This is a genomic window from Embleya sp. NPDC008237 (assembly GCF_042956465.1).
Classification (GTDB): Bacteria; Actinomycetota; Actinomycetes; order Streptomycetales; family Streptomycetaceae; genus Embleya.
Genome location: NZ_JBIBGL010000003.1, coordinates 392,336 through 412,662, shown reverse-complemented (window position 1 = coordinate 412,662; position 20,327 = coordinate 392,336). Strand labels below are relative to the sequence as shown.

Below are 20,327 nucleotides of genomic sequence, written 5' to 3'. Positions count from 1 at the left end.
CCCCGGCGCACGTCGAACACGCCTGCGTGCCACAGTGCCGCCCATTGATCCATGAATCATCAGCGGATCGCAAGAGGAGGCTGACGTTCCGTTATAACTATTCGGATGGTCGGATCGGCGGAATCGACGCAAAGCGGGGCTCGACCGGAGTCGGTCGAGCCTCGCTTCGGCTGTGGGCGGCCTCAGTTTTCGGCGAGCCAGGCCGTCTGGATCAGTTCGACGCCGCGTCGGCGGGTGATGAACTGGCCTCGGCCCGGGGGGAGTTGGGCCGGTTTGACGTTGGCCATCAGGGCGCCCTCGTCGCGGTTGCCGGACAGGATCAGGCCGGACGTGCCCAGGTCGAGGAGCTTTTGCAGGACCGGCTCGTACAGTGCGCGGCCCGCGCCACCGCTGCTGCGGGCGATGATCAGGTGCAGGCCGACGTCGCGGGCCAGCGGCAGGAACTCGGCGATGGTGCCGACCGGGTTGCCGCTCGACGATGCCACCAGGTCGTAGTCGTCGATCAGCAGGAACAGCTCGGGGCCGCTCCACCAGCTCCGGTTGCGCAGCTGATCCTGGGTCACCTCCGGCCCGGGCAGGCGGCGTTCGATGCCGCCTCGGATCTCGTTCATGAACGAGGTCAGGGCCGGCGCCGCCGCCGCGTACTCCAGCAGGTGCGACTCCGGGACCACGTCCAGGAGCGTGCGCCGGTAGTCGGACACGATGATCCGGGCCTCGGCCGGCGTGTACCGCTCGGAGATGCCGCGCGCCAGCATGCGCAGGAAGTTGGTCTTGCCGGACTCGCTCTCGCCGAACAGCACGAAGTTCGTGTCGACGTTGAAGTCCAGGTACACCGGACTGAGCGTCGCCTCGTCCACGCCGATCGGGATCGCCCGGCCGGGCACCTGCTCGGGCGTCGGCAACTGCTCGTAGGGCAGCAGCATCGGCAGCACCCGCACCGGCGGAGCGGGCGGCCCCGCCCACGCGGCCTTGATCGCGCCGACCATGGCCGCCATGCCCTCGCCCAGGTCCTCCGCCGAGGACGACCCGTCGATCCGCGGCAGCGCGGCCAGGAAGTGCAGCTTGTCCGGGGACAGGCCGCGGCCCGGCGCACCCGTGGGCACGTTCGCCGCGAGCCGCCGGTCCACCTCGGACTCCATCGTCTCGCCGAGCCGCAGCTCCAGCCGGGTCTGAATCTGGTCCTTGAGCGCGGGCCGGATCTCCGGGTGTCGGGACGCGGTGAGCACCACGTGCACGCCGAAGCCCAGACCACGCGTGGCGATGTCGGTGACCTCGGCCTCCAGCGCGTCGAAGTCGTTCTTGAGGGTCAACCACCCGTCGACGAACAGGAAGACGTCGCCCCACGCCTCGTCCGGCAACGTCCCGGCGGCGCGGCGCCGGCGGAACGTGTCGATCGAGTCGATGTTGTTGACCCGGAACATCTCCTCGCGTCGGTCCAGGATGCCCTTGACCTCGCTGACGATCCGGCGCACCCGCTCGGCGTCGAGCCGGCCCGCCACCCCGCCCACGTGCGGCAGATCGCTCAGCGCGACCATGCCACCGCCGCCGAAGTCCAGGACGTAGAACTGGACTTCGGCCGGAGTGTGGGTCAGCGCGAAGGAGGTGATCATGGTGCGCAGCAGCGTGCTCTTGCCACTGCGCGGGCCACCCACGACGAGCGCGTGGCCGGCCGCGCCGGACAGGTCCGCGTACATCACGTCGCGGCGCTGCTCGAACGGCTTGTCCACCAGGCCCAGCGGCACCACCAGTCGGCCGTTCGCGCCCCAGTCGGGCGAGCACAGCCCGCGATCCGCGGTGACCCGAAGCGGTGGCAACATCTGGTCGACCGAGTTCGACTCGGCCAGCGGCGGCAGCCATACCTGGTGCGCGGGCGGACCCTGGTTGACCATCCGGCGCACGATCACGTCCAGCACGGTGTCCGCGAGCGCGCTGTCGATGTCCGGCTCGGGCTCGGGCTCCGGCGGCAGGTCCGGCTGCCGGTTCCACATGTTCGCGGCCGTCCACCGGCTGTCGAACAACACCGGCATGGGCGCGCCCGACCGGTTGCGGCGAACCCGGTCGGAGGCCCGGTAGGTGCCGGACACGTATGCGGCCTTGAACTGCACCATCGACTCGGTGTCGAACTTGAGGTAACCCGCGCCGGGGACCGACGGCAGGTGGTACGCGTCCGGCACGCCGATCGCCGCGCGCGACTCGGCGGCGGAGAACGTACGCAGACCGATCCGGTAGGACAAGTACGTGTCCAGACCGCGCAGTCGGCCCTCCTCCAGGCGCTGCGAAGCGAGCAGCAGGTGCACGCCCAACGATCGGCCGATGCGGCCGATCTGGATGAACATGTCGATGAAGTCCGGCTTGGCGGTCAGCAGTTCGCTGAACTCGTCGATGATGATGACCAGCGAGGGCAGCGGTTCGAGCGCGGCGCCCGCGACCCGGGCCCGCTCGTAGTCGTGCATGTTGGCGTAGTTGCCCGCCGAACGCAGCAGCTCCTGCCGCCGGTTCAGCTCGCCCGTGATCGAGTCGCGCATGCGGTCGACCAGGGTCAGGTCGTCGGACAGGTTGGTGATCACCGCCGCGACGTGCGGCATGTCCGACATCCCGGAGAAGGTCGCGCCGCCCTTGAAGTCGGCGAGCACGAAGTTGAGGATCTCCGAACTGTGCGTGGTGGCCAGGCCCAGCACCAGCGTGCGCAGCAGCTCGGACTTGCCGGAACCGGTGGCGCCGACACACAGGCCGTGCGGGCCCATGCCCTCCATCGCCGCTTCCTTGATGTCCAGCATGATCGGCTCGCCGTTCTGGCCGATCCCGATCGGCACCCGCAGCCGGTCGTTCGGCGGCCGGGGCCGCCAAGTCTGCGACACGTCCACCTGCGCGGCGTCACCGATACCCATCAGGTCGGTGAAGTCCAGGTTGGCCAGCAGCGGCTCGTCGTCGTCGTTCGCCGACAACCGCAGCGGGGCCAACTTCCGGGCGAGCGCCTCCGCGTCGCCCGCCGACAGGAAGTCGGGCATGCCCTCGTACGCGCCCGCCGTCGACTCCAGCGTCAGCCGGTCCTCCTCGGCGATGATCGCCAGGCCGCCGCGCAGTTCGTCCAGCGGACCGGGCACCACCTCGACGATGGTCACCCCCTGTAGCCCGTCCGCCCCCGCGAGCAGCGAGTTGGCCGGCACCCCGCCACCGTCCAGGACCACCACCAGGTGCGGCTGGTCCAGCACGGGCTGCGCACCGGCCGCGAAGCGCGAGCGCCCGGCCAGGTCCTCGGCCAGCCACTCCTCGATCTCGCCGAGGTCGCCCGCGATCATCCGGACCGAACCCGCGCCGTCCGACTGGGACGGGTGCTGCACGTGCGGCAGCCACTTCAGCCAGTCCCACCGCGGCAGCGAGTTCGCGTCCGTGGCCACCACGATGCGCACGTCGTCCGGCGAGTGCAGCACCGCGAGTTGGCCCAGCATCGCCCGGGTCAGCCCGTACACCCGCTCCGGCTCGCCGGAGACGGTCAGGTGATAGAAGGAGCGCAGCGACACCGCCATCGGCAGGTCGTCCAGCGTCGCCTGGGTGCGCAGGAAGCGCCGCATCGCGTCCGCACACAGCGGCTCCAACTCGTCCAGCGGCGCGGTGCTGGGCGCCACCAGCGGGGTGGACAACTGCTGCTGGCCCACGCCGACCCGGACCTGTCCGAAGTCGGCGTCGCCGGCCCGGCGTTCCCAGATCCGTCGTTCGCCCGCCGCCACCGACCACAGCTGCGCGGGGTCCGGGTGCGTCCACAACTGCGCGTCGCGCTGCCTGCGGGCGGTCCGGCGGACCTCCTTGCGCTGCTGGGCGAGGTACTTGAGGTAGTCGCGTCGGGCGTCGAGCATCTGGACCCGGTTGCCACCGCGCGACTTGATGATGTTCGCGACCACCATGACCAGCGACGAGATCATCATCATGCCGCCCATGACCATCATCATCTTCGGCGCACCGGGCATGAAGAAGAAGCCGGCCGAGCCGAGCATGCCCATCATCGGGAGCACGCTCATGATCCAGTTCTGGTCTGTGGGGCGCTCCAGTTCGGGCGGTGCCTGGAGCTGGATCTCCTCCGCCGGCACAGGAGAGGGCAGCACCCTGGGCGGGCGCTTGACGATGACCACGGTCAAGGTGAATCAGCCTCATCCGTCGCGAGGATCCTTGGACACGGATCGAGCCCGCCGCAGAGCACGGAAAAGGAGCAGGTGATGTGAGTCAACCCACCCCGTCAGGGTCGTCTCCATGCACACGTGAGCCGGTTGAGCCGTTCGTGTGTGCGCCGCATACTACTGGCCGACCCCCTCGGCGCCAGTGGCGAGCCGTGACGCGGCGTATAGAGTGCGTCGTCATCCCGGCCCCTCGGGGCCGCGGGACACGGGGCAGCGACAAGCAGGGGGATCTGCACAGGTGAACTCCACGACCACGACGGTCACCACCGGGTTCGCCCGGATCACCGTCATCGCGCCGGATTGCCGCGTCGATCTCGCGCTGCCGGAAGAGGTCCCGCTCGCGGAGCTGTACCCGGAGATACTCCGGCTGTCCGGGCAGACCCAGCGCAACGGCTCGGTGACCGGCTTCCAGCTCACCCGCCTCGACGGCGAGCCCCTGGACAGCGCGCTCACCCTGGCCGGGCAGAACGTGCGCGACGGCGAACTGCTGCGCTTCACCGCACTCGCGGACGCGCCGCCGCCGCCGGTCTACGACGACGTGGCCGACTCGGTGGCCACCTCGGTCGCCGGCGACAACCGGCTGTGGACGCCGGAGATGTTGCGGGTCGCCGGCCTGTCCGGTGCGGCCGCCTTCTTCACCCTCGGCGCCATCGTGCTCTGGCGGATGACCCCCCTGCCGCACGGCCTGCCCGCCATCGTCGGCGGCTCGCTGGCCCTGGTGCTCACCGTGGTCGCCGGCGTGCGCTCGCGGGTGTACGGGGACCACGTCGGCGGCGCCGTGCTCGGCCTCGGCGCACTGCCGAACGCGTTCCTGGCCGGCCTGGGCGCGATCGAGCCGCCGGCGCGCGAGGGCCCCGGCCGGGTCCAGTTCCTGTCCGCCTGCGTCGCGGTCCTGGTGGTCTCCACGTTGATCGCCGCGCTGCTGCCGGAACGCGGCGCCGTCTACATCGCGGGCGCGGGCGCCGGCGCGCTGGGCACGCTGGCCACCTTCGGCATGATCACCTTCGAGAGCGCCCCGCGCGAGGCGGCGGCCGTCGCCGGCACCGTCGCGCTCGCGATGATCGCCTTCCTGCCCTCCTGGGCGGCCCGCCTCGCCCGCCTGCCGATCGGCTTCCTGCCCTCGGACGCACCCACCGCCCGGCAGAGCGACACCCTCGACCACGCCGACGTCGCCGCGCGCGCCCGCAACGGGCACGAGCTGCTCAGCGGCCTCACCGGCGCATGTGCCGCCGTGATCGTCGCCTCGTGCGTCGTGCTGGGCAACGTCGACACCATGTGGACCCGGGTCCTGACCGCCGTACTGGCGCTGGTCACCCTCGGCCGCGCCCGCCTGTTCCGGCACACCACGCAGGTCACCGTGCTGTACACGGCCGGCCTGCTCGGCCTCGCGATGCTCTTCGTCGGCCTGACCCTGGACACCGGATTCCCGGACAAGGAGCGCCAGGGCTGGATCTTCGCCCTGATCTGCGCGGTCGGCGCGCTGCTCGCGATCGTCGCGACCACCGTGCCCACGCGCGGACTGTCCCCGTTCTGGGGGCGGGCGATGGACGTGCTCGAAGGCATGCTGATGGTGTCCGTCGTTCCGCTGTGCGTGGCGGTGCTGGATCTGTACGACAAGCTGCGGAACATCACAGCCTGATGCGCTCCTGCTAGGGTTGTCCGTATCCCGGAGCCGCGTGCCCGGGATGCGCGCTGCCCACGGGCCGCGCGCCCGCACCATGTGAGCCCAGTCGCCTCCGTGAGTCAGACCGGGGGCGCTCACCACCTTGCAGAGGGAGAACACGTGTCGCTCGACACCGCAACGAAGAAGCAGATCATGGCCGACTACGCCACCAAGGAAGGCGACACCGGCTCCCCCGAGGTGCAGGTCGCGATCCTGAGCTACCGCATCAACGAGCTCACCGCCCACCTCAAGGAGCACAAGCACGACCACCACAGCCGCCGGGGCCTGCTGCTCCTGGTCGGCCAGCGTCGTCGCCTGCTCGGCTACCTGGCCAAGAAGGACATCGAGCGCTACCGCACGCTGACGGACCGCCTGAGCATCCGCCGCAGCGGCGTCGGCATCCGCTAGCAGCGCACGACGGGGGAGCGGCTTTCGCGAGCCGCTCCTTCGCCGTATCCGGACGCGGTCTTTGTAGGCTGTGTTCCGCGCGCGGGTATGCCGCGCTGAGATAGAACAAGACAATACGAAATCGTCCGTGCGTATTCGGCCCGGGCGAGACGAACAAAGACTGGGAGCGCCGCGTCGCGACCAAGGCGCCGACCTACAGCGCCGGTCCTCGGTAGTGGCCCCCGGGTAACGCACCCGGGTGCTTCGATCGAAGACCGGCTCGGTCGGCCCTCAGGCGTCATGCGCCGCGGACCTCCCTCGAAACGAACGAGGAGGGCACCCGTGGAGGGTCCCGACATCAGCTTCGCCGAAGCGGTCATCGAGAACGGCACGTTCGGCAACCGCACCATCCGCTTCGAGACCGGCCGGCTGGCCCGACAGGCCGCCGGCTCCGCCGTGGTCTACCTGGACGACGACACCATGGTGCTCTCGGCCACGACCGCCTCGAAGCGCCCGAAGGACCAGCTCGACTTCTTCCCCCTGACGGTGGACGTCGAGGAGCGCATGTACGCCGCGGGCAAGATCCCCGGCTCGTTCTTCCGTCGTGAGGGCCGCCCGTCCGAGGACGCCGTCCTCACCTGCCGGCTGATCGACCGTCCGCTGCGCCCGTCCTTCAAGAAGGGCCTGCGCAACGAGATCCAGATCGTCGAGACGATCATGGCGCTCAACCCGGACCACCTGTACGACGTCGTCGCGATCAACGCGGCCTCGATGTCCACCCAGCTCGCGGGTCTGCCGTTCTCCGGCCCGATCGGTGGCGTCCGGGTGGCGCTCATCGACGGCACCTGGGTCGGCTTCCCCACGCACACCGAGCTCGAGCGCGCCGTGTTCGACATGGTCGTCGCCGGCCGCGTGCTCGAGGACGGCGACGTGGCGATCATGATGGTCGAGGCCGAGGCCACGACCGGCACGATCGAGCTGGTCAAGGGCGGCGCGGACGCGCCGACCGAGGAGGTCGTCGCGGACGGCCTCGAGGCGTCCAAGAAGTTCATCAAGGCGCTGTGCGCCGCGCAGGTCCAGGTCGCCGAGAAGGCCGCCAAGGAGACCGGCGAGTTCCCGGTCTACCTGGACTACCAGGACGACGTCTTCGAGGCGCTGGCCGCCGCGGTGACCGACGAGCTGTCGGCCGCGCTGACCATCGCCGGCAAGCAGGCCCGCGAGAGCGAGCTCGACCGGGTCAAGGACCTCGCCGCGGAGAAGCTGCTCCCGGCGTTCGAGGGTCGCGAGAAGGAGATCGGCGGCGCGTTCCGCGCGCTCACCAAGAAGCTCGTGCGTCAGCGCGTGCTGCGCGACAAGGTGCGCATCGACGGTCGCGGCCTGACCGACATCCGCACCCTGTCGGCCGAGGTCGAGGTCATCCCGCGCGTGCACGGCTCGGCCCTGTTCGAGCGCGGCGAGACCCAGATCCTGGGCGTCACCACGCTGAACATGCTGCGCATGGAGCAGATGCTCGACACGCTCTCGCCCGAGACGCGCAAGCGCTACATGCACAACTACAACTTCCCGCCGTACTCGGTCGGCGAGACCGGCCGGGTGGGCTCGCCCAAGCGCCGCGAGATCGGCCACGGCGCGCTCGCCGAGCGCGCGATCCTCCCGGTCCTGCCGGCCCGCGAGGACTTCCCGTACGCGATCCGTCAGGTGTCCGAGGCGCTCGGCTCCAACGGCTCGACCTCGATGGGCTCGGTCTGCGCGTCCACGATGTCGCTGCTCAACGCCGGTGTGCCGCTCCGGGCGCCGGTCGCGGGCATCGCGATGGGCCTGATCTCGGACGAGGTCGACGGCAAGACCGAGTACGTGTGCCTGACCGACATCCTCGGTGCCGAGGACGCGTACGGCGACATGGACTTCAAGGTCGCCGGCACCAAGGAGTTCGTCACCGCGCTCCAGCTCGACACCAAGCTCGACGGCATCCCGGCGTCGGTGCTCGCCGGGGCGCTCAAGCAGGCCAAGGACGCCCGCCTGCACATCCTCGACGTGATGATGGAAGCCATCGACACGCCGGACGAGATGTCGCAGTTCGCGCCGCGCATCATCACCGTCAAGATCCCGGTGGACAAGATCGGCGAGGTCATCGGCCCGAAGGGCAAGATGATCAACCAGATCCAGGACGACACCGGTGCCGAGATCACCATCGAGGACGATGGCACGATCTACATCGGTGCCTCGGACGGCACCTCGGCCGAGGCCGCGCGGGCGACGATCAACGCGATCGCCAACCCGACGATGCCCGAGGTCGGCGAGCGGTACCTGGGTACGGTTGTCAAGACCACCACGTTCGGCGCGTTCGTGTCGCTGATGCCCGGCAAGGACGGCCTGCTGCACATCTCGCAGCTGCGCAAGATCGCCGGCGGCAAGCGGGTCGAGAACGTCGACGACGTGATCAAGGTCGGCGACAAGGTGCAGGTCGAGATCGCCGAGATCGACCAGCGCGGCAAGCTGTCGCTCGTCCCGGTCATCGAGGGCGAAGACAATGCCGAGGCCTCCGAGGATGCTGCCGCCAAGTGACGTCCTCCTCGTCGAAGAACCAGGTCGCTGCGTCCGCGCAGCGGCCTGGTTCCACGAAGACCCTGCTGCGTGACGCGGACGGCATCGGTGCCGTCCGCCGCACCGTACTGCCCGGCGGCCTCCGGGTGATCACCGAGAACATGCCGTCCGTGCGCTCCGCCACGTTCGGCATCTGGGTCGGGGTCGGCTCGCGGGACGAGACCCCCGCCCTGGCCGGTACCTCGCACTACCTCGAACACCTGCTGTTCAAGGGCACCGAGAAGCGCGATGCGCTGGAGATCTCGGCCGAGCTGGACGCGGTCGGTGGTGAGATGAACGCGTTCACCACCAAGGAGTACACGTGCTACTACGCACGCGTGCTCGACACCGATCTCCCGCTCGCGATCGACGTGATCTGCGACATGGTCACCGGCTCGCTGATCGACGCCGAGGACGTGGACGCCGAACGCGGCGTGATCCTCGAGGAGATCGCGATGAACGAGGACGAGCCCGGCGACCTCGTGCACGAGCTCTTCTACGACGCGATGCTCGGCGACGCGCCGCTGGGTCGCCCGGTGCTGGGCACGGTCGAGTCGATCAACGCGCTCACCCGGACCCAGATCAGCGGCTACTACAAGCGTCGCTACAAGGCACCGAACATGGTGGTGACCGCGGCGGGCAACATCGACCACGCCAAGGTGGTCCGCCTGGTCAAGAAGGCGTTCGCGCACGTGCGCGTCGACGAGGCGGCGGTGCCCGCCGCGCCGCGTGCCGGCGGCCGCGGGGTGCGTGCGGCGGGCAGCGTACAGCTGTTGAACCGACCGACCGAGCAGGCCCATCTGGTGCTGGGCATGCCGGGGTTGGCCCGGGACGACGACCAGAGATTCGCGCTCAGCGTGCTCAACACCGCGCTCGGCGGCGGGATGAGTTCGCGGCTGTTCCAGGAGATCCGGGAGAAGCGCGGCCTGGCCTACTCGGTCTACTCCTTCCACTCCGGCTACGCCGACCTGGGCGTGTTCGGCATCTATGCCGGCTGCCAGCCCAAGAAGGCTCGCCAGGTGATCGAGATCTGCCGGACCGAGCTGGACCGGGTGGTCCGCGAGGGCCTGCCGCAGGACGAGATCGATCGGGCCATCGGGCAACTGCGCGGCTCGACCGTGCTGGGCCTGGAGGACACCGGGTCCCGGATGAGCCGGATCGGCAAGAGCGAACTCGTCTACGGCGAACACCTGTCCGTCGACGAGGTACTCGCCCGGATCGCCGCGGTCACCGCCGCGGAGATCCACGACGTGGCGAAGCACCTGTTCGCCGCGCGGCCCACCCTGGCCGTGGTCGGACCGTTCGCCGACGACGCGGACTTCGTCGCCGCGTCGGCCTGATCGCGGTGCGATCGAAGTCGAAACCGTTCTGACTGGAGAGTGCACGACATCATGACTGCAATCCGGGTGGGTGTGATCGGTGCGGCCGGCCGCATGGGTTCCGAGGCGTGCCGGGCGGTCGAGGGCGCGGCCGACCTCGAACTGGTGGCGCGGGTCGACGAAGGCGACGACCTCGCGGAGCTCGCGAAGGCGGGCGCGCAGGTCGCCGTCGACTTCACCCACCCCGGTGTGGTCATGGGCAACCTCGAATATTGCGTCGGCGCCGGTATCCACGCGGTCGTGGGCACCAGCGGGTTCACTCCCGAGCGCCTGGCCCAGCTGCGCGAGTGGCTGGCGAAGAGCCCCGAAACCGGCATCCTGATCGCGCCCAACTTCGGCATCGGCGCGGTGCTGATGATGCAGTTCGCGGCCAAGGCGGCCCGGTTCTACGAGTCGGTCGAGATCGTCGAGCTGCACCACCCGAACAAGCTGGACGCGCCCAGCGGCACCGCCCGCCGGACCGCCGAGCTGGTCGCCGAGGCACGCGAGCGGGCGGGCCTGGCGGACATGCCGGACGCGACGGTGGACGACCCGGACGGCGCCCGCGGCGGCAGGGTCGACGGCGTCCCGGTGCACGCGGTGCGGCTGCGCGGTCTGGTCGCCCACCAGGAGGTCCTGCTCGGCGACGAGGGCGAGATGTTGACCATCCGGCACGACTCCTTCCAGCGCACGTCGTTCATGCCGGGCGTGCTGCTCGGGGTGCGTCGTGTGGTCTCCGCGCCCGGCCTGACCGTGGGCCTGGAACACTTCCTCGATCTGGACTGACCATCGTGAGACAACGTGTCACCGCGCTCGTGCTGATCGCGGTTCTCGTGTTCTACGTGTTCCTCGTCGGGAGTCGCGGCCTGATCGCGATTCGCGACGGGGAGCCGGTCACCATCGTGCTGGGTGTGGGGATCCTGCTCGTGCCGGTCGTCGGCGCCTGGTACATCTGGCGCGAGGTGCGCTTCGGCTTCGCGATGCAGCGTCTGGCTCGCGAACTGGAGGCCGAGGGCGGCCTGCCGGCGGACGAGTTGGACCGCACGCCGGGCGGCCGGGTCGACCGGGACAGCGCGGACGCCGTGTTCGAACGCCGCAAGGCGGAGGTCGAGGCGGCCCCCGACGACTGGCGGGCCTGGTACCGGCTGGCCGTCGCGTACGGCGACGCGCGGGACAACGCGCGCGGGCGCCGGGCCATGCTCACCGCGATCCGCCTGCACGCGCGCAGGACGTCCGCAACCCCGGCCGGGACCTGATTCAACCGGCTCGGGCCGGCCTGCCCGTCGGCGGCTCCAACGCGGCCAGCACCTGGGCCGACACCGGCGCGGCCAGGATGCCGACGACGGCGTCCACCAGGTCCGCCACGAAGGCCGCCGGCGGCAGCACGTCGTGCGCCTGTCCCTCGTACACCCGCTGTTCACGGTCGGCCGTGGCGTGCACCGCCAGGCTCCCGCCCAGCCGCAGCCGGTTGCGCCGTACGGGGGTCGGCAGATGGCCCAGCGCGCGGTCGATCAACCGGCCGAACTCCGGCGAGCTGCCCTCCAGGCCCATGGCCGGCAGCGCGTACGTGCTCGCGCCCATGTGCTGGTGCACTCGGGCCAGAAAGCGCAGATAGAAACTGCCGCCGACGTCGATCTGTTCGGCCAGTGGTCGCACCATGGCCTCGGCCAGTGCCCGGGGCTCCCGATCCGCTCCGGTGCTCACCGACTCGCGGACCAGGATCTCGCGGCGGGAGTTGATCGTCACGAGTCGGAATCCGAAGATCGCCCGGATCAACTCCTCTTTGTTGCCGAAATGGTATTGCGCGGCCGAATTGTTGCGCTGACTCGCCGCGACACTGATCTGTCGCAGCGAGACCGCGTCGATTCCGTGCACGGCGAAGAGCCGCTCGGCGGTGAGCAGAAGGCGCTCGCGGGTCGGAGTTCGGCTCACGGCGCTTACGTTAAGACGGCTGACTTACCTTGTTCAATGGCACATCGGTGTGGTGTTCACCGTGTTCGTCCGCCGGCTCACGACACACCGGGAGTCGGCCCGCCGACCCGGCTCACTCCTCGGCGGCCACCGACGTGTGCAATCGCACCTGTCGGATCACCGACCTGCCCGCCTCGTCCACCCACAGTTCGCGCGTCGCGCCGTCGGGCGCCCACCCGGTGCCGACCAGGAAGTCGTACAACGGCTTGTCGCTCTCCAGAACCCAGGTCACCAGCATTTGTACGCCGTCCGTCGCGGCGTCCGCGACAACCGCCGTCAACAGCCGGGACGCGTGACCCTCGCGCTGATGTGGCGGGTCGACCACCAGGATCGCCAACTCGCCGGTGACGGCCGGGTCGAGATCCTCGTCCGCGCCGGGCACCAGGGCCGCGAAGCCGGCCACGGTCGGCCCCGCACAGGCCACCAGCAGGCGGTGGCGGGGCGACGGTGGCGAGATGGCCGCGTCCTCCCATTCGGTGGCCAGTGCCTGCGGTGTGGCCGCCTCCAGCGCGGTGGCCGGCAGCACCCCGGTGTAGGCGTCGTGCCAGGCCCGGGCATGTGCGGCGCCCAACGCGGCACCGTCGCCGGCGTGGGCCGGGCGTACGTACGGATCGGTCATGTGGCGCCCCCATCGTCGAGTTCGGCCGATTCTCGCGTGCCCGGGCCACCCGTGTCCGCCGCTCGCCGAACGCGCACCCGCGTGGGCGACACGCGGGACAGGCGCTGCCGACCTCGCGCGCGGCGTGCGACGCTGTCCGCCAGGGATTGGTGGGCGCGGCAGCGGAGGATGGTCATGGGGGTCCGGATCCGACGAATCGCCCCGGCGTGTGCGGTGGTCGTGCTGCTCGCGAGCGGCTGCATGGTCGGTCCGACGATCGAGGACGAGAAGCCGAAGGCGGCTCCCGCGGGCGCCACCGGCAATCCGCCGGATCTGCCGGACAAGAACCCGACGGGCGGTACGGCGCCGGGCGCGCCGCCCTCCGGCGCGGCGGTCCCACCCGGCCAGGTCCCGGCGAAGCAGGGCTCGCACACGTACTCCAACGGGTTGACGGTGACCACGCTGCCGCTCGCGGTGACCCGCACGGCGGGCATGCCGAACGAGAAGCGCGAGACGGTCGATGTCGCGGTCCCGATCCGGTACACCAACCGCACCGGCTCCAATCTGGCGGCCGAACTGTTCGGCGTGACGCTGTACGCCGGGCCCGACAGTCTGCCGTGCGGGCCCGCGCGGAACGGACCGGCGCGCAACAGCGGCCCGGCCGAGGCGGTCCGCAACGCCGACACGGTGTTCACCTACAACTTCGCGGTGCCCCGCGAGTTGATCGGCAAGCTGGTGATCCAGGTGCACCCGTACTTTTCCCGCCTGGACAAGACCTCCTTCGAGACGTCCGTGGCGCTGCCCGCGGGCACCGTCACGCGGCCTGCCGAGGGTCCGGCGACCCAGCCCGGCACGGTGGTGGTGCCGCGCTCCACGCCGACGGCGAGCGGTTCGGCCACGGCGTCGGGGGGCGTCGGGGGGCGTGGTTAGGCTTGAGCGCCCGTCTCACCCCGACCTCATCGACGAGGAGCAACTCCGCGTGACCGAAACACCCCAGGAGAATCCGTCCGCCATCCGCTTCCGCAGCGACGTCACGGTCGAGCTGATCAAGCACAGCGCCGCCGACCAGGACGTGTTGTGGGCGGCTCGGGTCTCCACGGCGGGGGAGAAGTCCCTCGACGAGCTCGAAAAGGACGCCTCGCGGTCCAAGGGTCTGATCAACTTCCTGATGCGGGACAAGCACGGCAGCCCCTTCGAGCACAACTCGATGACGTTCTTCGTGAGCGCGCCGATCTTCGTCTTCCGCGAGTTCCACCGGCACCGCGTCGGCTGGTCGTACAACGAGGAAAGCGGCCGCTACCGCGAGCTGCAGCCGGTGTTCTACGTGCCCGCCGAGGACCGCAAGCTGGTTCAGCAGGGCAAGCCCGGCGCATATGTCTTCGTCGACGGCACCCCCGAGCAGTACAAGACGGTGGACAGCGCGACGCGCGAGTCGTACGAGGCCGCGTACGCGGGCTACCGGCGCATGCTGGAGGCGGGCGTCGCGCGCGAGGTGGCCCGCACCACGTTGCCGGTGGGCCTGTACTCGTCGATGTACGCGACCTGCAACGCGCGTTCGCTGATGCACTTCCTCGGGCTGCGCACCAAGCGCGAGGACGCCACCTTCCCGTCCTTCCCGCAGCGCGAGATCGAGATGGTCGCGGAGCGGATGGAGGCCGCGTGGGCCGAGCTCATGCCGCTCACGTACGCGGCGTTCAACACGAACGGGCGAGTCGCGCCGTAGGTGTTGAGCCGTCCGAGTGGTCAAATCGGCACATAGGGTGACATCAGAAATTTTTCGTCCGAATCCCTAAGGTTTCGCCCTCGATGGTCGATACTGAAAGAGATCAGACGCTGCTCGAACCCCCGAGCGGGCAGCGTCTGGTCCTTTCTTTTGTGGGCGGCGTGCCGACGCGCGGCCGACGGCCGCGGCCGGTGTCCGGGCCGCCGGGTTCGGGCCGTCGGAGGCCCGGAGGAATTCCCGCGAAGTCGCGGCCGTGTTCGCGGTCGAAGTCTCATAGGGCGGGTGCTACCCGCAGGTCAGGTGTGCGCCCGGTACGGTTTGGGCCATGGCTCCGACGTCTACCCCCCAGACCCCCTTCGGCCGGGTCCTCACCGCGATGGTGACCCCCTTCACGGCCGACGGTGCGCTCGACCTTCCCGGCGCCCAGCGCCTGGCCTCCCATCTTGTCGACGCCGGCAACGACGGACTCGTCGTCAACGGCACCACCGGCGAGTCGCCCACCACGAGCGACGCGGAGAAAGAGCAACTGGTCCGGGCGGTGCTGGAGGCCGTGGGCGATCGCGCGTTCGTGGTCGCCGGAGTCGGCACCAACGACACCCGACACTCGGTCGAGTTGGCCCGCCAGGCACAGGCCGCCGGCGCCCACGGCCTGCTGGTGGTCACCCCGTACTACAGCAAGCCCCCGCAGGAGGGCCTGCACCGACACTTCACCACCGTCGCCGACGCCACCGAGCTGCCGGTGATGCTGTACGACATCCCCGGTCGCAGCGCCGTGCCGGTCGAGACCGAGACCCTGGTCCGGCTCGCCGAGCACCCCAGGATCGTCGCGAACAAGGACGCCAAGGGCGACCTCGCGTCCGCGAGCTGGGTCATGGCGCGCACCGACATGGTGTACTACAGCGGTGAGGACATGCTGAACCTTCCGCTCCTGTCCATCGGCGCGGTCGGTGTGGTGAGCGTGGTCGGGCACCTCGTGTCGGCGGAGCTCCGCGCGATGATCGACGCCTACGTGGGCGGCGACGTTGCCAAGGCACGCGAGATCCACCAGCGTCTTCTTCCGGTGTACACCGGCATTTTTCGTACCCAGGGCGTGATCCTCACCAAGGCCGCTCTGGGATTGCAGGGCCTGCCCGCCGGGCCGCTGCGGCTGCCGCTGATCGAGGCCACGAAGGCCCAGATCGCGCAGCTGAGGCAGGATCTGTCGGCGGGTGGGGTAGAGCTGTAAACAGGAATATCTGTAAGTAGTGCCCCGGGCGGGTACCGCATCCGCCCGGGCCGAACACGAGCTTTTGCGCGTCCCCGTGCGACCGTCCAGGACGGCCGGGCGGCGGCACGTGGCGAGGAGAGAACTTGAGCCATCCCCATCCCGAATTCGGCCCGCCGCCGGTGCTGCCCAAGGGCGGCCTTCGGATCACCCCGCTCGGTGGTCTCGGCGAGATCGGCCGAAACATGACCGTCTTCGAGTTCGACGGCCGGCTGCTGATCGTCGACTGCGGGGTGCTGTTCCCCGAGGAGGAGCAGCCCGGAGTCGACCTCATCCTGCCGGACTTCAGCTCGATTCGGGATCGCCTCGACGACATCGAGGCGATCATCCTGACGCACGGGCACGAGGACCACATCGGTGCGGTCCCGTATCTGCTCCGCGAGAAGGCCGACATTCCGCTGATCGGGTCGAAGCTGACCCTCGCGTTCATCGAGGCCAAGCTCACCGAGCACCGCATCCGGCCGTACACGCTGGAGGTCAAGGAAGGCGACATCGAGCGGCTCGGTCCGTTCGAGTGCGAGTTCATCTCGGTGAACCACTCGATCCCGGACGCGCTCGCGCTGGCCATCCGCACCGAGGCCGGCACCGTCGTGCACACCGGCGACTTCAAGATGGACCAGTTGCCGCTGGACAACCGGCTGACCGACCTGCCGGCGTTCGCGCGGCTGGGCACCGAGGGCATCGACCTGCTGCTCGTGGACTCCACGAACGCCGAGGTGCCCGGCTTCATCCCGGCCGAGCGGGACATCGCCGGGGTACTGGACCGGGTCTTCGCGGACGCCGACCAGCGGATCATCGTGGCCAGCTTCGCCAGCCACGTGCACCGCATCCAGCAGGTGCTGGACACCGCGTACGCCTACGAGCGCAAGGTCGCCTTCGTCGGCCGCTCGATGGTGCGCAACATGAAGATCGCCGGGGACCTGGGCTATCTGAAGATTCCGGCCGGGCTGGTCGTGGACGTCAAGACGCTCGACGACCTGCCGCCGGACGAGGTCGTGCTCGTGTGCACCGGCTCGCAGGGTGAGCCGATGGCGGCCCTGTCGCGGATGGCCAACCGCTCGCACCAGCAGATCCGGATCGTCGAGGGCGACACCGTGGTGCTCGCGTCCTCGCTGATCCCGGGCAACGAGACCTCGGTCTACCGGGTGATCAACGGGCTGACCCGCTGGGGCGCCAAGGTCGTGCACAAGGGCAACGCCAAGGTGCACGTCTCCGGCCACGCCTCGGCCGGTGAGCTGTTGTACTTCTTCAACCTCACCCGGCCGCGCAACCTGATGCCGGTGCACGGCGAATGGCGCCATCTGCGCGCCGCCGCCGACCTGGGCATCAAGACCGGGGTGCGCAAGGACCGGGTGGTGCTCGCGGAGGACGGCCTCACCGTCGACCTGGTCAACGGGGTGGCCAAGATCACCGGAAAGGTGCAGGCCGGATACGTCTACGTGGACGGTTTGTCCGTGGGCGACGTGACCGAGTCCTCGCTCAAGGACCGCCGGATCCTGGGCGAGGAGGGCTTCGTGTCCGTGTTCCTCGCCGTGGACTCGTCCTCCGGCAAGGTGGTCGGCGGGCCGACCATCACGGCCCGTGGATCGGGCATCGACGACGCCCGGTTCGACGCGGTGGTCCCCAAGATCGAGGAGATGCTGCAGAAGGCGGCGGCCGACGGTGTGGCGGAGCCGTATCAGTTGCAGCAGCAGGTGCGCCGGATCGTGGGCAAGTGGGTGTCCGACACCTATCGACGCCGGCCGATGATTCTGCCGGTGGTCGTGGAGGTCTGACACCTCGTCGACGACTCGCACCGGGCCCGCTACGAATTCTTCGTAGCGGGCCCGGTGTTTTTGTTCCGGTGCGGGTTCGTCTCGGCGTGGTTTTCCTTCGGCGTGGTTTTGCTTCGATGGCGGGTCGCCTCGGTGCCGGGTCGCCCGGGCGTCGGGTTGCCTCGGTGTGGTTTGTGGTCGGGAGCGGCGGTGTGTTCTCGACCGATTGTGCGAGGTGGATCGGGCTCGGGGTGGGGGGCGGGCGCGCGGAATTCGGTGGGGAATGCCGGGACCGGCCCGCAGTGGGCGGCGGGTGCGGTCCGGGTGGGGCGCGGTTCGGGTGGAGCGGAGGGCAGCGGACGGGAATCCGGGCTGTTTCGGACGATTCCGCGGTGTTGCAATCGGGTTTTCGTACCTCTCGGTGGCAGGGTCACCGGCTCCTAACGTCGGTCGTGTTCGGAGGGCACTCGGCCCTTCGGGCGCTGGACAGGTCGACACGGTCGACAGGATAGGCAGTGGGGAGCAGAGATGGATGCGGGACTGAACGCGGGACCGGACGGGGTACGGCGGGATCGGAGCTGCGGGGGGCCGCGACGGGGTGCGCCGCCGCCGACCCCGCCGATTCCCACGCCTCGGCCGCCCGCGGCCCGGCCCGGGCAGCGGCAGCGGCGTCGGGGGCGGGTTGCGGCGATCGCGCTGACCTCGTGTGCGGCGCTGGGGCTGGGCACGGGGATGACGGCCCCCGGGTCGCCGGCGGCGGCCGCCTCGCGCTGCGATCACGTGGCCAAGGACAACCGGCCGGAGCTGCGTGAGGGGGATCGGGACGACGCGGTCGCCCAGGTGCAGTGCCTGGTCGAGACGAGGTCCGGTGCCCCCGGGGAGCTGCCGGAGAACGGCGTGTTCGACGCGGCCACCGCGGACGGGGTCCGGTGGGTGCAGAAGTGCAACGGCCTCGAACCGTCGGGGGTCACGGACGCGGCCACCTGGAAGGTGCTCTATCGCGCGAAGAAGGGATGTGGGAAGAAGGCGGAGCAGGCGGTCGACCCCGGCTGAGCACAGCGGGTGGGGCCGGGCGGTGGGACGAAGGGCGTCGGCGGGTCGGCCGGGGACCGGATCGTGGGGGCGGTTCGGGCCACGCGGTGTACACAGGCCGGGTGTGATGGTCACACCCATCCCGGGGGCTGTGGACGACGGGCGGCACGCGCGGAGGGGACGCGCGCACACTGACCCGCATGACGCCGACCGACCTTTCCGCCCTGCTGTCCCGGCCCTTCACCCTCGCCGTCGCCGCCCGTCACGGGGTCGGCCGGTCGGTCGTCCGACGCCTGGTGCGGGACGGCGACGTGCGTCGGGTCATACACGGGGTCTACGTCGGTGCGCACGTCGTGGACACGCCGGCGGTGCGGGCCCGGGCCGCGGTCATGGTGCTGCCCCGCGGGGCCGTGGTCTGTGGGCGCACCGCGGCGCGGTTGCACGGCGTGCGCGTGCCGGCGGATCCCCGGGACGGGGCTCGGCGCACGGCACCGGTCGAGGTGGCCGTGCCGGTGGGGGCGGTCTTGCCCCGCCGGCACGGCTGCCGGGCCCGGGTCATGGCGCTGGCGCCCGGGGAGGTGGTGTGGCCGGGTGGGATCCCGGTCACCTCGCCGATCCGGACGGCGGCCGATCTGGTTCGGACCTCGGATCCGGACACCGGCGTGGTGGTGCTGGACGGCTTCCTGCGGGCCGGCCTGGTGCCGGCCGGCGAGTGGGCCGGACTGGTGGAGCGTTATGCCCGGCATCCGGGGCGGCACCGGCTCGCCGAGGCGGTGCGGCTCGCCGACGGGCGCAGCGCGAGCGAGGACGAGACCCGACTGCGGCTGGCGCTGCTCGGCGCCGGGCTGCCGCCGGCCGAGGTCGGGTGGGAGATCCGCTCGGCGTTCGACCGGATCCTGCACCGCTTTGCGTTGGCCTGGCCGCGGTTGCGGGTCGGGGTGGAGCTGACGGCGGACCGGCAGTGGGTTCGGGCGCGGTCGCGGAGCATCGGCGGGCAGAGCTGGTGGGTGCTGGACTGTCCTACGGTCCAGGCGCGCGAGGACGCACCGGCCACGGTCGCCCGGATCGGCTCCGAGCTGCGGCTGCGCGAGCGTCGATACGTCGGCGACATCGCCGCGTGAGGGCCGGCATGCTGCCGCGATGGACGTGAACGAGAAGGCGTGGGTGCGCAGCGAGCGCCTCGACCTGATCCCGGTCGAGGTCGGGCACGCCGAGGAGATGGTCGAGGTGCTGGGTGATCCGGCGTTGTACACCTTCATCGGTGGCGAACCGGAGGACTTGGCGGCGCTGCGGGCTCGCTACACGCGCTGGGCGGAGGGGTCACCGGATCCGGAGGTGACCTGGTTGAACCGGGTGATCCGACTGCGCGCGCAGGAGCGGTTGGTGGGCACGGTGCAGGCCACGATCGGACCCGGCCCGGTCGCCGAGGTGGCGTGGGTCGTGGGCGGTGCGTGGCAGCGCCGGGGCATCGCCAAGGAGGCGGCGATCGCGTGGGTGGCGTGGTTGCGCGCACACGGCGTCGAGGAGATCCGCGCGAACATCCACCCGGACAACCTCGCCTCCGCAGCCGTTGCGAAGGCCGCGGGCCTGCGCCCGACGGCGATCCGGCAGGACGACGAACAGCGCTGGTCGACAACGGTGCCCGAGACACCGGCCACCTGAGCCCGGGCACCGACGACGCACCACCGATCCGGGCGAACTCCGGGGCGCCGGGGGCGGGATGAAGCGCGCTGCCGGCCGTTTCGAGGACCCGGATAGCGGGGGCGGGTCCGGCGGGTCCTCGGGCGCGGGTGGTGCCGGGTCGGAAGGCCGCAGGGCGGCC

General features: G+C 70.5%; 16 protein-coding genes. 13 read left to right on the top strand and 3 right to left on the bottom strand.

Going from position 1 to position 20,327, the window contains the following annotated elements:
- Positions 1-182 precede the first annotated feature (182 nt).
- A complete protein-coding gene (gene eccCa, locus ACFZBU_RS08750) occupies positions 183-4,133 on the bottom strand; it encodes a type VII secretion protein EccCa (protein WP_391582765.1) in 3,951 nt (1,316 codons plus the stop codon).
- Positions 4,134-4,410: 277 nt separating this feature from the next.
- Here eccCa and eccD point away from each other — a divergent pair, with 277 nt between their 5' ends.
- From eccD to ACFZBU_RS08720, 6 genes are all read left to right on the top strand, one after another.
- Positions 4,411-5,811 (top strand): type VII secretion integral membrane protein EccD, encoded by a 1,401-nt coding sequence (gene eccD, locus ACFZBU_RS08745; protein WP_391582764.1) that lies wholly within the window; start codon positions 4,411-4,413, stop codon positions 5,809-5,811.
- Between the two features lie 144 nt (positions 5,812-5,955).
- On the top strand, positions 5,956-6,243 hold the full coding sequence (rpsO, locus tag ACFZBU_RS08740; protein ID WP_020553079.1) for a 30S ribosomal protein S15: 288 nt from the start codon (positions 5,956-5,958) through the stop codon (positions 6,241-6,243).
- A gap of 321 nt (positions 6,244-6,564) precedes the next feature.
- Positions 6,565-8,787 (top strand): polyribonucleotide nucleotidyltransferase, encoded by a 2,223-nt coding sequence (locus tag ACFZBU_RS08735; protein WP_391582763.1) that lies wholly within the window; start codon positions 6,565-6,567, stop codon positions 8,785-8,787.
- Positions 8,784-10,145 carry a M16 family metallopeptidase gene (locus tag ACFZBU_RS08730; RefSeq protein ID WP_391582762.1) on the top strand — a complete coding sequence of 454 codons (1,362 nt, stop codon included), beginning with the start codon at positions 8,784-8,786 and terminating at the stop codon, positions 10,143-10,145. The genes ACFZBU_RS08735 and ACFZBU_RS08730 overlap by 4 nt, the downstream gene beginning before the upstream one ends.
- A 51-nt stretch (positions 10,146-10,196) precedes the next feature.
- A complete protein-coding gene (gene dapB, locus ACFZBU_RS08725; protein WP_391582761.1) occupies positions 10,197-10,949 on the top strand; it encodes a 4-hydroxy-tetrahydrodipicolinate reductase in 753 nt (250 codons plus the stop codon).
- A gap of 5 nt (positions 10,950-10,954) precedes the next feature.
- The gene (locus ACFZBU_RS08720; RefSeq protein WP_391582760.1) at positions 10,955-11,419 is read left to right on the top strand and encodes a hypothetical protein; all 465 of its coding nucleotides are present in this window, start codon (positions 10,955-10,957) and stop codon (positions 11,417-11,419) included.
- 1 nt (position 11,420) lies between these two features.
- Here ACFZBU_RS08720 and ACFZBU_RS08715 read toward each other — a convergent pair whose 3' ends face one another.
- Both ACFZBU_RS08715 and ACFZBU_RS08710 read right to left on the bottom strand, forming a co-directional pair.
- Complete coding sequence (locus tag ACFZBU_RS08715; RefSeq protein WP_391582759.1) at positions 11,421-12,095, bottom strand: TetR/AcrR family transcriptional regulator; 675 nt, start codon at positions 12,093-12,095, stop codon at positions 11,421-11,423.
- Between the two features lie 112 nt (positions 12,096-12,207).
- Positions 12,208-12,753: a GNAT family N-acetyltransferase gene (locus ACFZBU_RS08710; RefSeq protein ID WP_391582758.1), complete on the bottom strand. Its 546-nt coding sequence runs from the start codon at positions 12,751-12,753 to the stop codon at positions 12,208-12,210.
- A gap of 174 nt (positions 12,754-12,927) precedes the next feature.
- Here ACFZBU_RS08710 and ACFZBU_RS08705 point away from each other — a divergent pair, with 174 nt between their 5' ends.
- The 7 genes from ACFZBU_RS08705 (at position 12,928) to ACFZBU_RS08675 (ending at position 20,167) form a co-directional block, all read left to right on the top strand.
- Positions 12,928-13,662: a hypothetical protein gene (locus ACFZBU_RS08705; protein ID WP_391582757.1), complete on the top strand. Its 735-nt coding sequence runs from the start codon at positions 12,928-12,930 to the stop codon at positions 13,660-13,662.
- Positions 13,663-13,711: 49 nt separating this feature from the next.
- Positions 13,712-14,455 carry an FAD-dependent thymidylate synthase gene (gene thyX, locus ACFZBU_RS08700; RefSeq protein WP_391582756.1) on the top strand — a complete coding sequence of 248 codons (744 nt, stop codon included), beginning with the start codon at positions 13,712-13,714 and terminating at the stop codon, positions 14,453-14,455.
- Positions 14,456-14,780: 325 nt separating this feature from the next.
- Positions 14,781-15,680: a 4-hydroxy-tetrahydrodipicolinate synthase gene (dapA, locus tag ACFZBU_RS08695; RefSeq protein ID WP_391582755.1), complete on the top strand. Its 900-nt coding sequence runs from the start codon at positions 14,781-14,783 to the stop codon at positions 15,678-15,680.
- A gap of 125 nt (positions 15,681-15,805) precedes the next feature.
- Positions 15,806-17,494: a ribonuclease J gene (locus tag ACFZBU_RS08690; RefSeq protein WP_391582754.1), complete on the top strand. Its 1,689-nt coding sequence runs from the start codon at positions 15,806-15,808 to the stop codon at positions 17,492-17,494.
- 711 nt (positions 17,495-18,205) lie between these two features.
- Positions 18,206-18,526, top strand: a complete 321-nt coding sequence (locus ACFZBU_RS08685) for a peptidoglycan-binding protein (protein WP_391582753.1) — start codon at positions 18,206-18,208, stop codon at positions 18,524-18,526.
- A gap of 179 nt (positions 18,527-18,705) precedes the next feature.
- The gene (locus ACFZBU_RS08680) at positions 18,706-19,626 is read left to right on the top strand and encodes a type IV toxin-antitoxin system AbiEi family antitoxin domain-containing protein (protein ID WP_391582752.1); all 921 of its coding nucleotides are present in this window, start codon (positions 18,706-18,708) and stop codon (positions 19,624-19,626) included.
- Between the two features lie 19 nt (positions 19,627-19,645).
- Positions 19,646-20,167 carry a GNAT family N-acetyltransferase gene (locus tag ACFZBU_RS08675; protein WP_391582751.1) on the top strand — a complete coding sequence of 174 codons (522 nt, stop codon included), beginning with the start codon at positions 19,646-19,648 and terminating at the stop codon, positions 20,165-20,167.
- Positions 20,168-20,327: the final 160 nt, after the last annotated feature.

Bases quoted from the DNA above. Each gene is read 5' to 3' on its own strand.
- dapA (WP_391582755.1), top strand. From the start codon at position 14,781: ATGGCTCCGACGTCTACCCCCCAGACCCCCTTCGGCCGGGTCCTCACC.
- ACFZBU_RS08705 (WP_391582757.1), top strand. From the start codon at position 12,928: ATGGGGGTCCGGATCCGACGAATCGCCCCGGCGTGTGCGGTGGTCGTG.
- ACFZBU_RS08680 (WP_391582752.1), top strand. From the start codon at position 18,706: ATGACGCCGACCGACCTTTCCGCCCTGCTGTCCCGGCCCTTCACCCTC.
- dapB (WP_391582761.1), top strand. From the start codon at position 10,197: ATGACTGCAATCCGGGTGGGTGTGATCGGTGCGGCCGGCCGCATGGGT.
- ACFZBU_RS08675 (WP_391582751.1), top strand. From the start codon at position 19,646: ATGGACGTGAACGAGAAGGCGTGGGTGCGCAGCGAGCGCCTCGACCTG.
- ACFZBU_RS08685 (WP_391582753.1), top strand. From the start codon at position 18,206: ATGACGGCCCCCGGGTCGCCGGCGGCGGCCGCCTCGCGCTGCGATCAC.
- ACFZBU_RS08710 (WP_391582758.1), bottom strand. From the start codon at position 12,753: ATGACCGATCCGTACGTACGCCCGGCCCACGCCGGCGACGGTGCCGCG.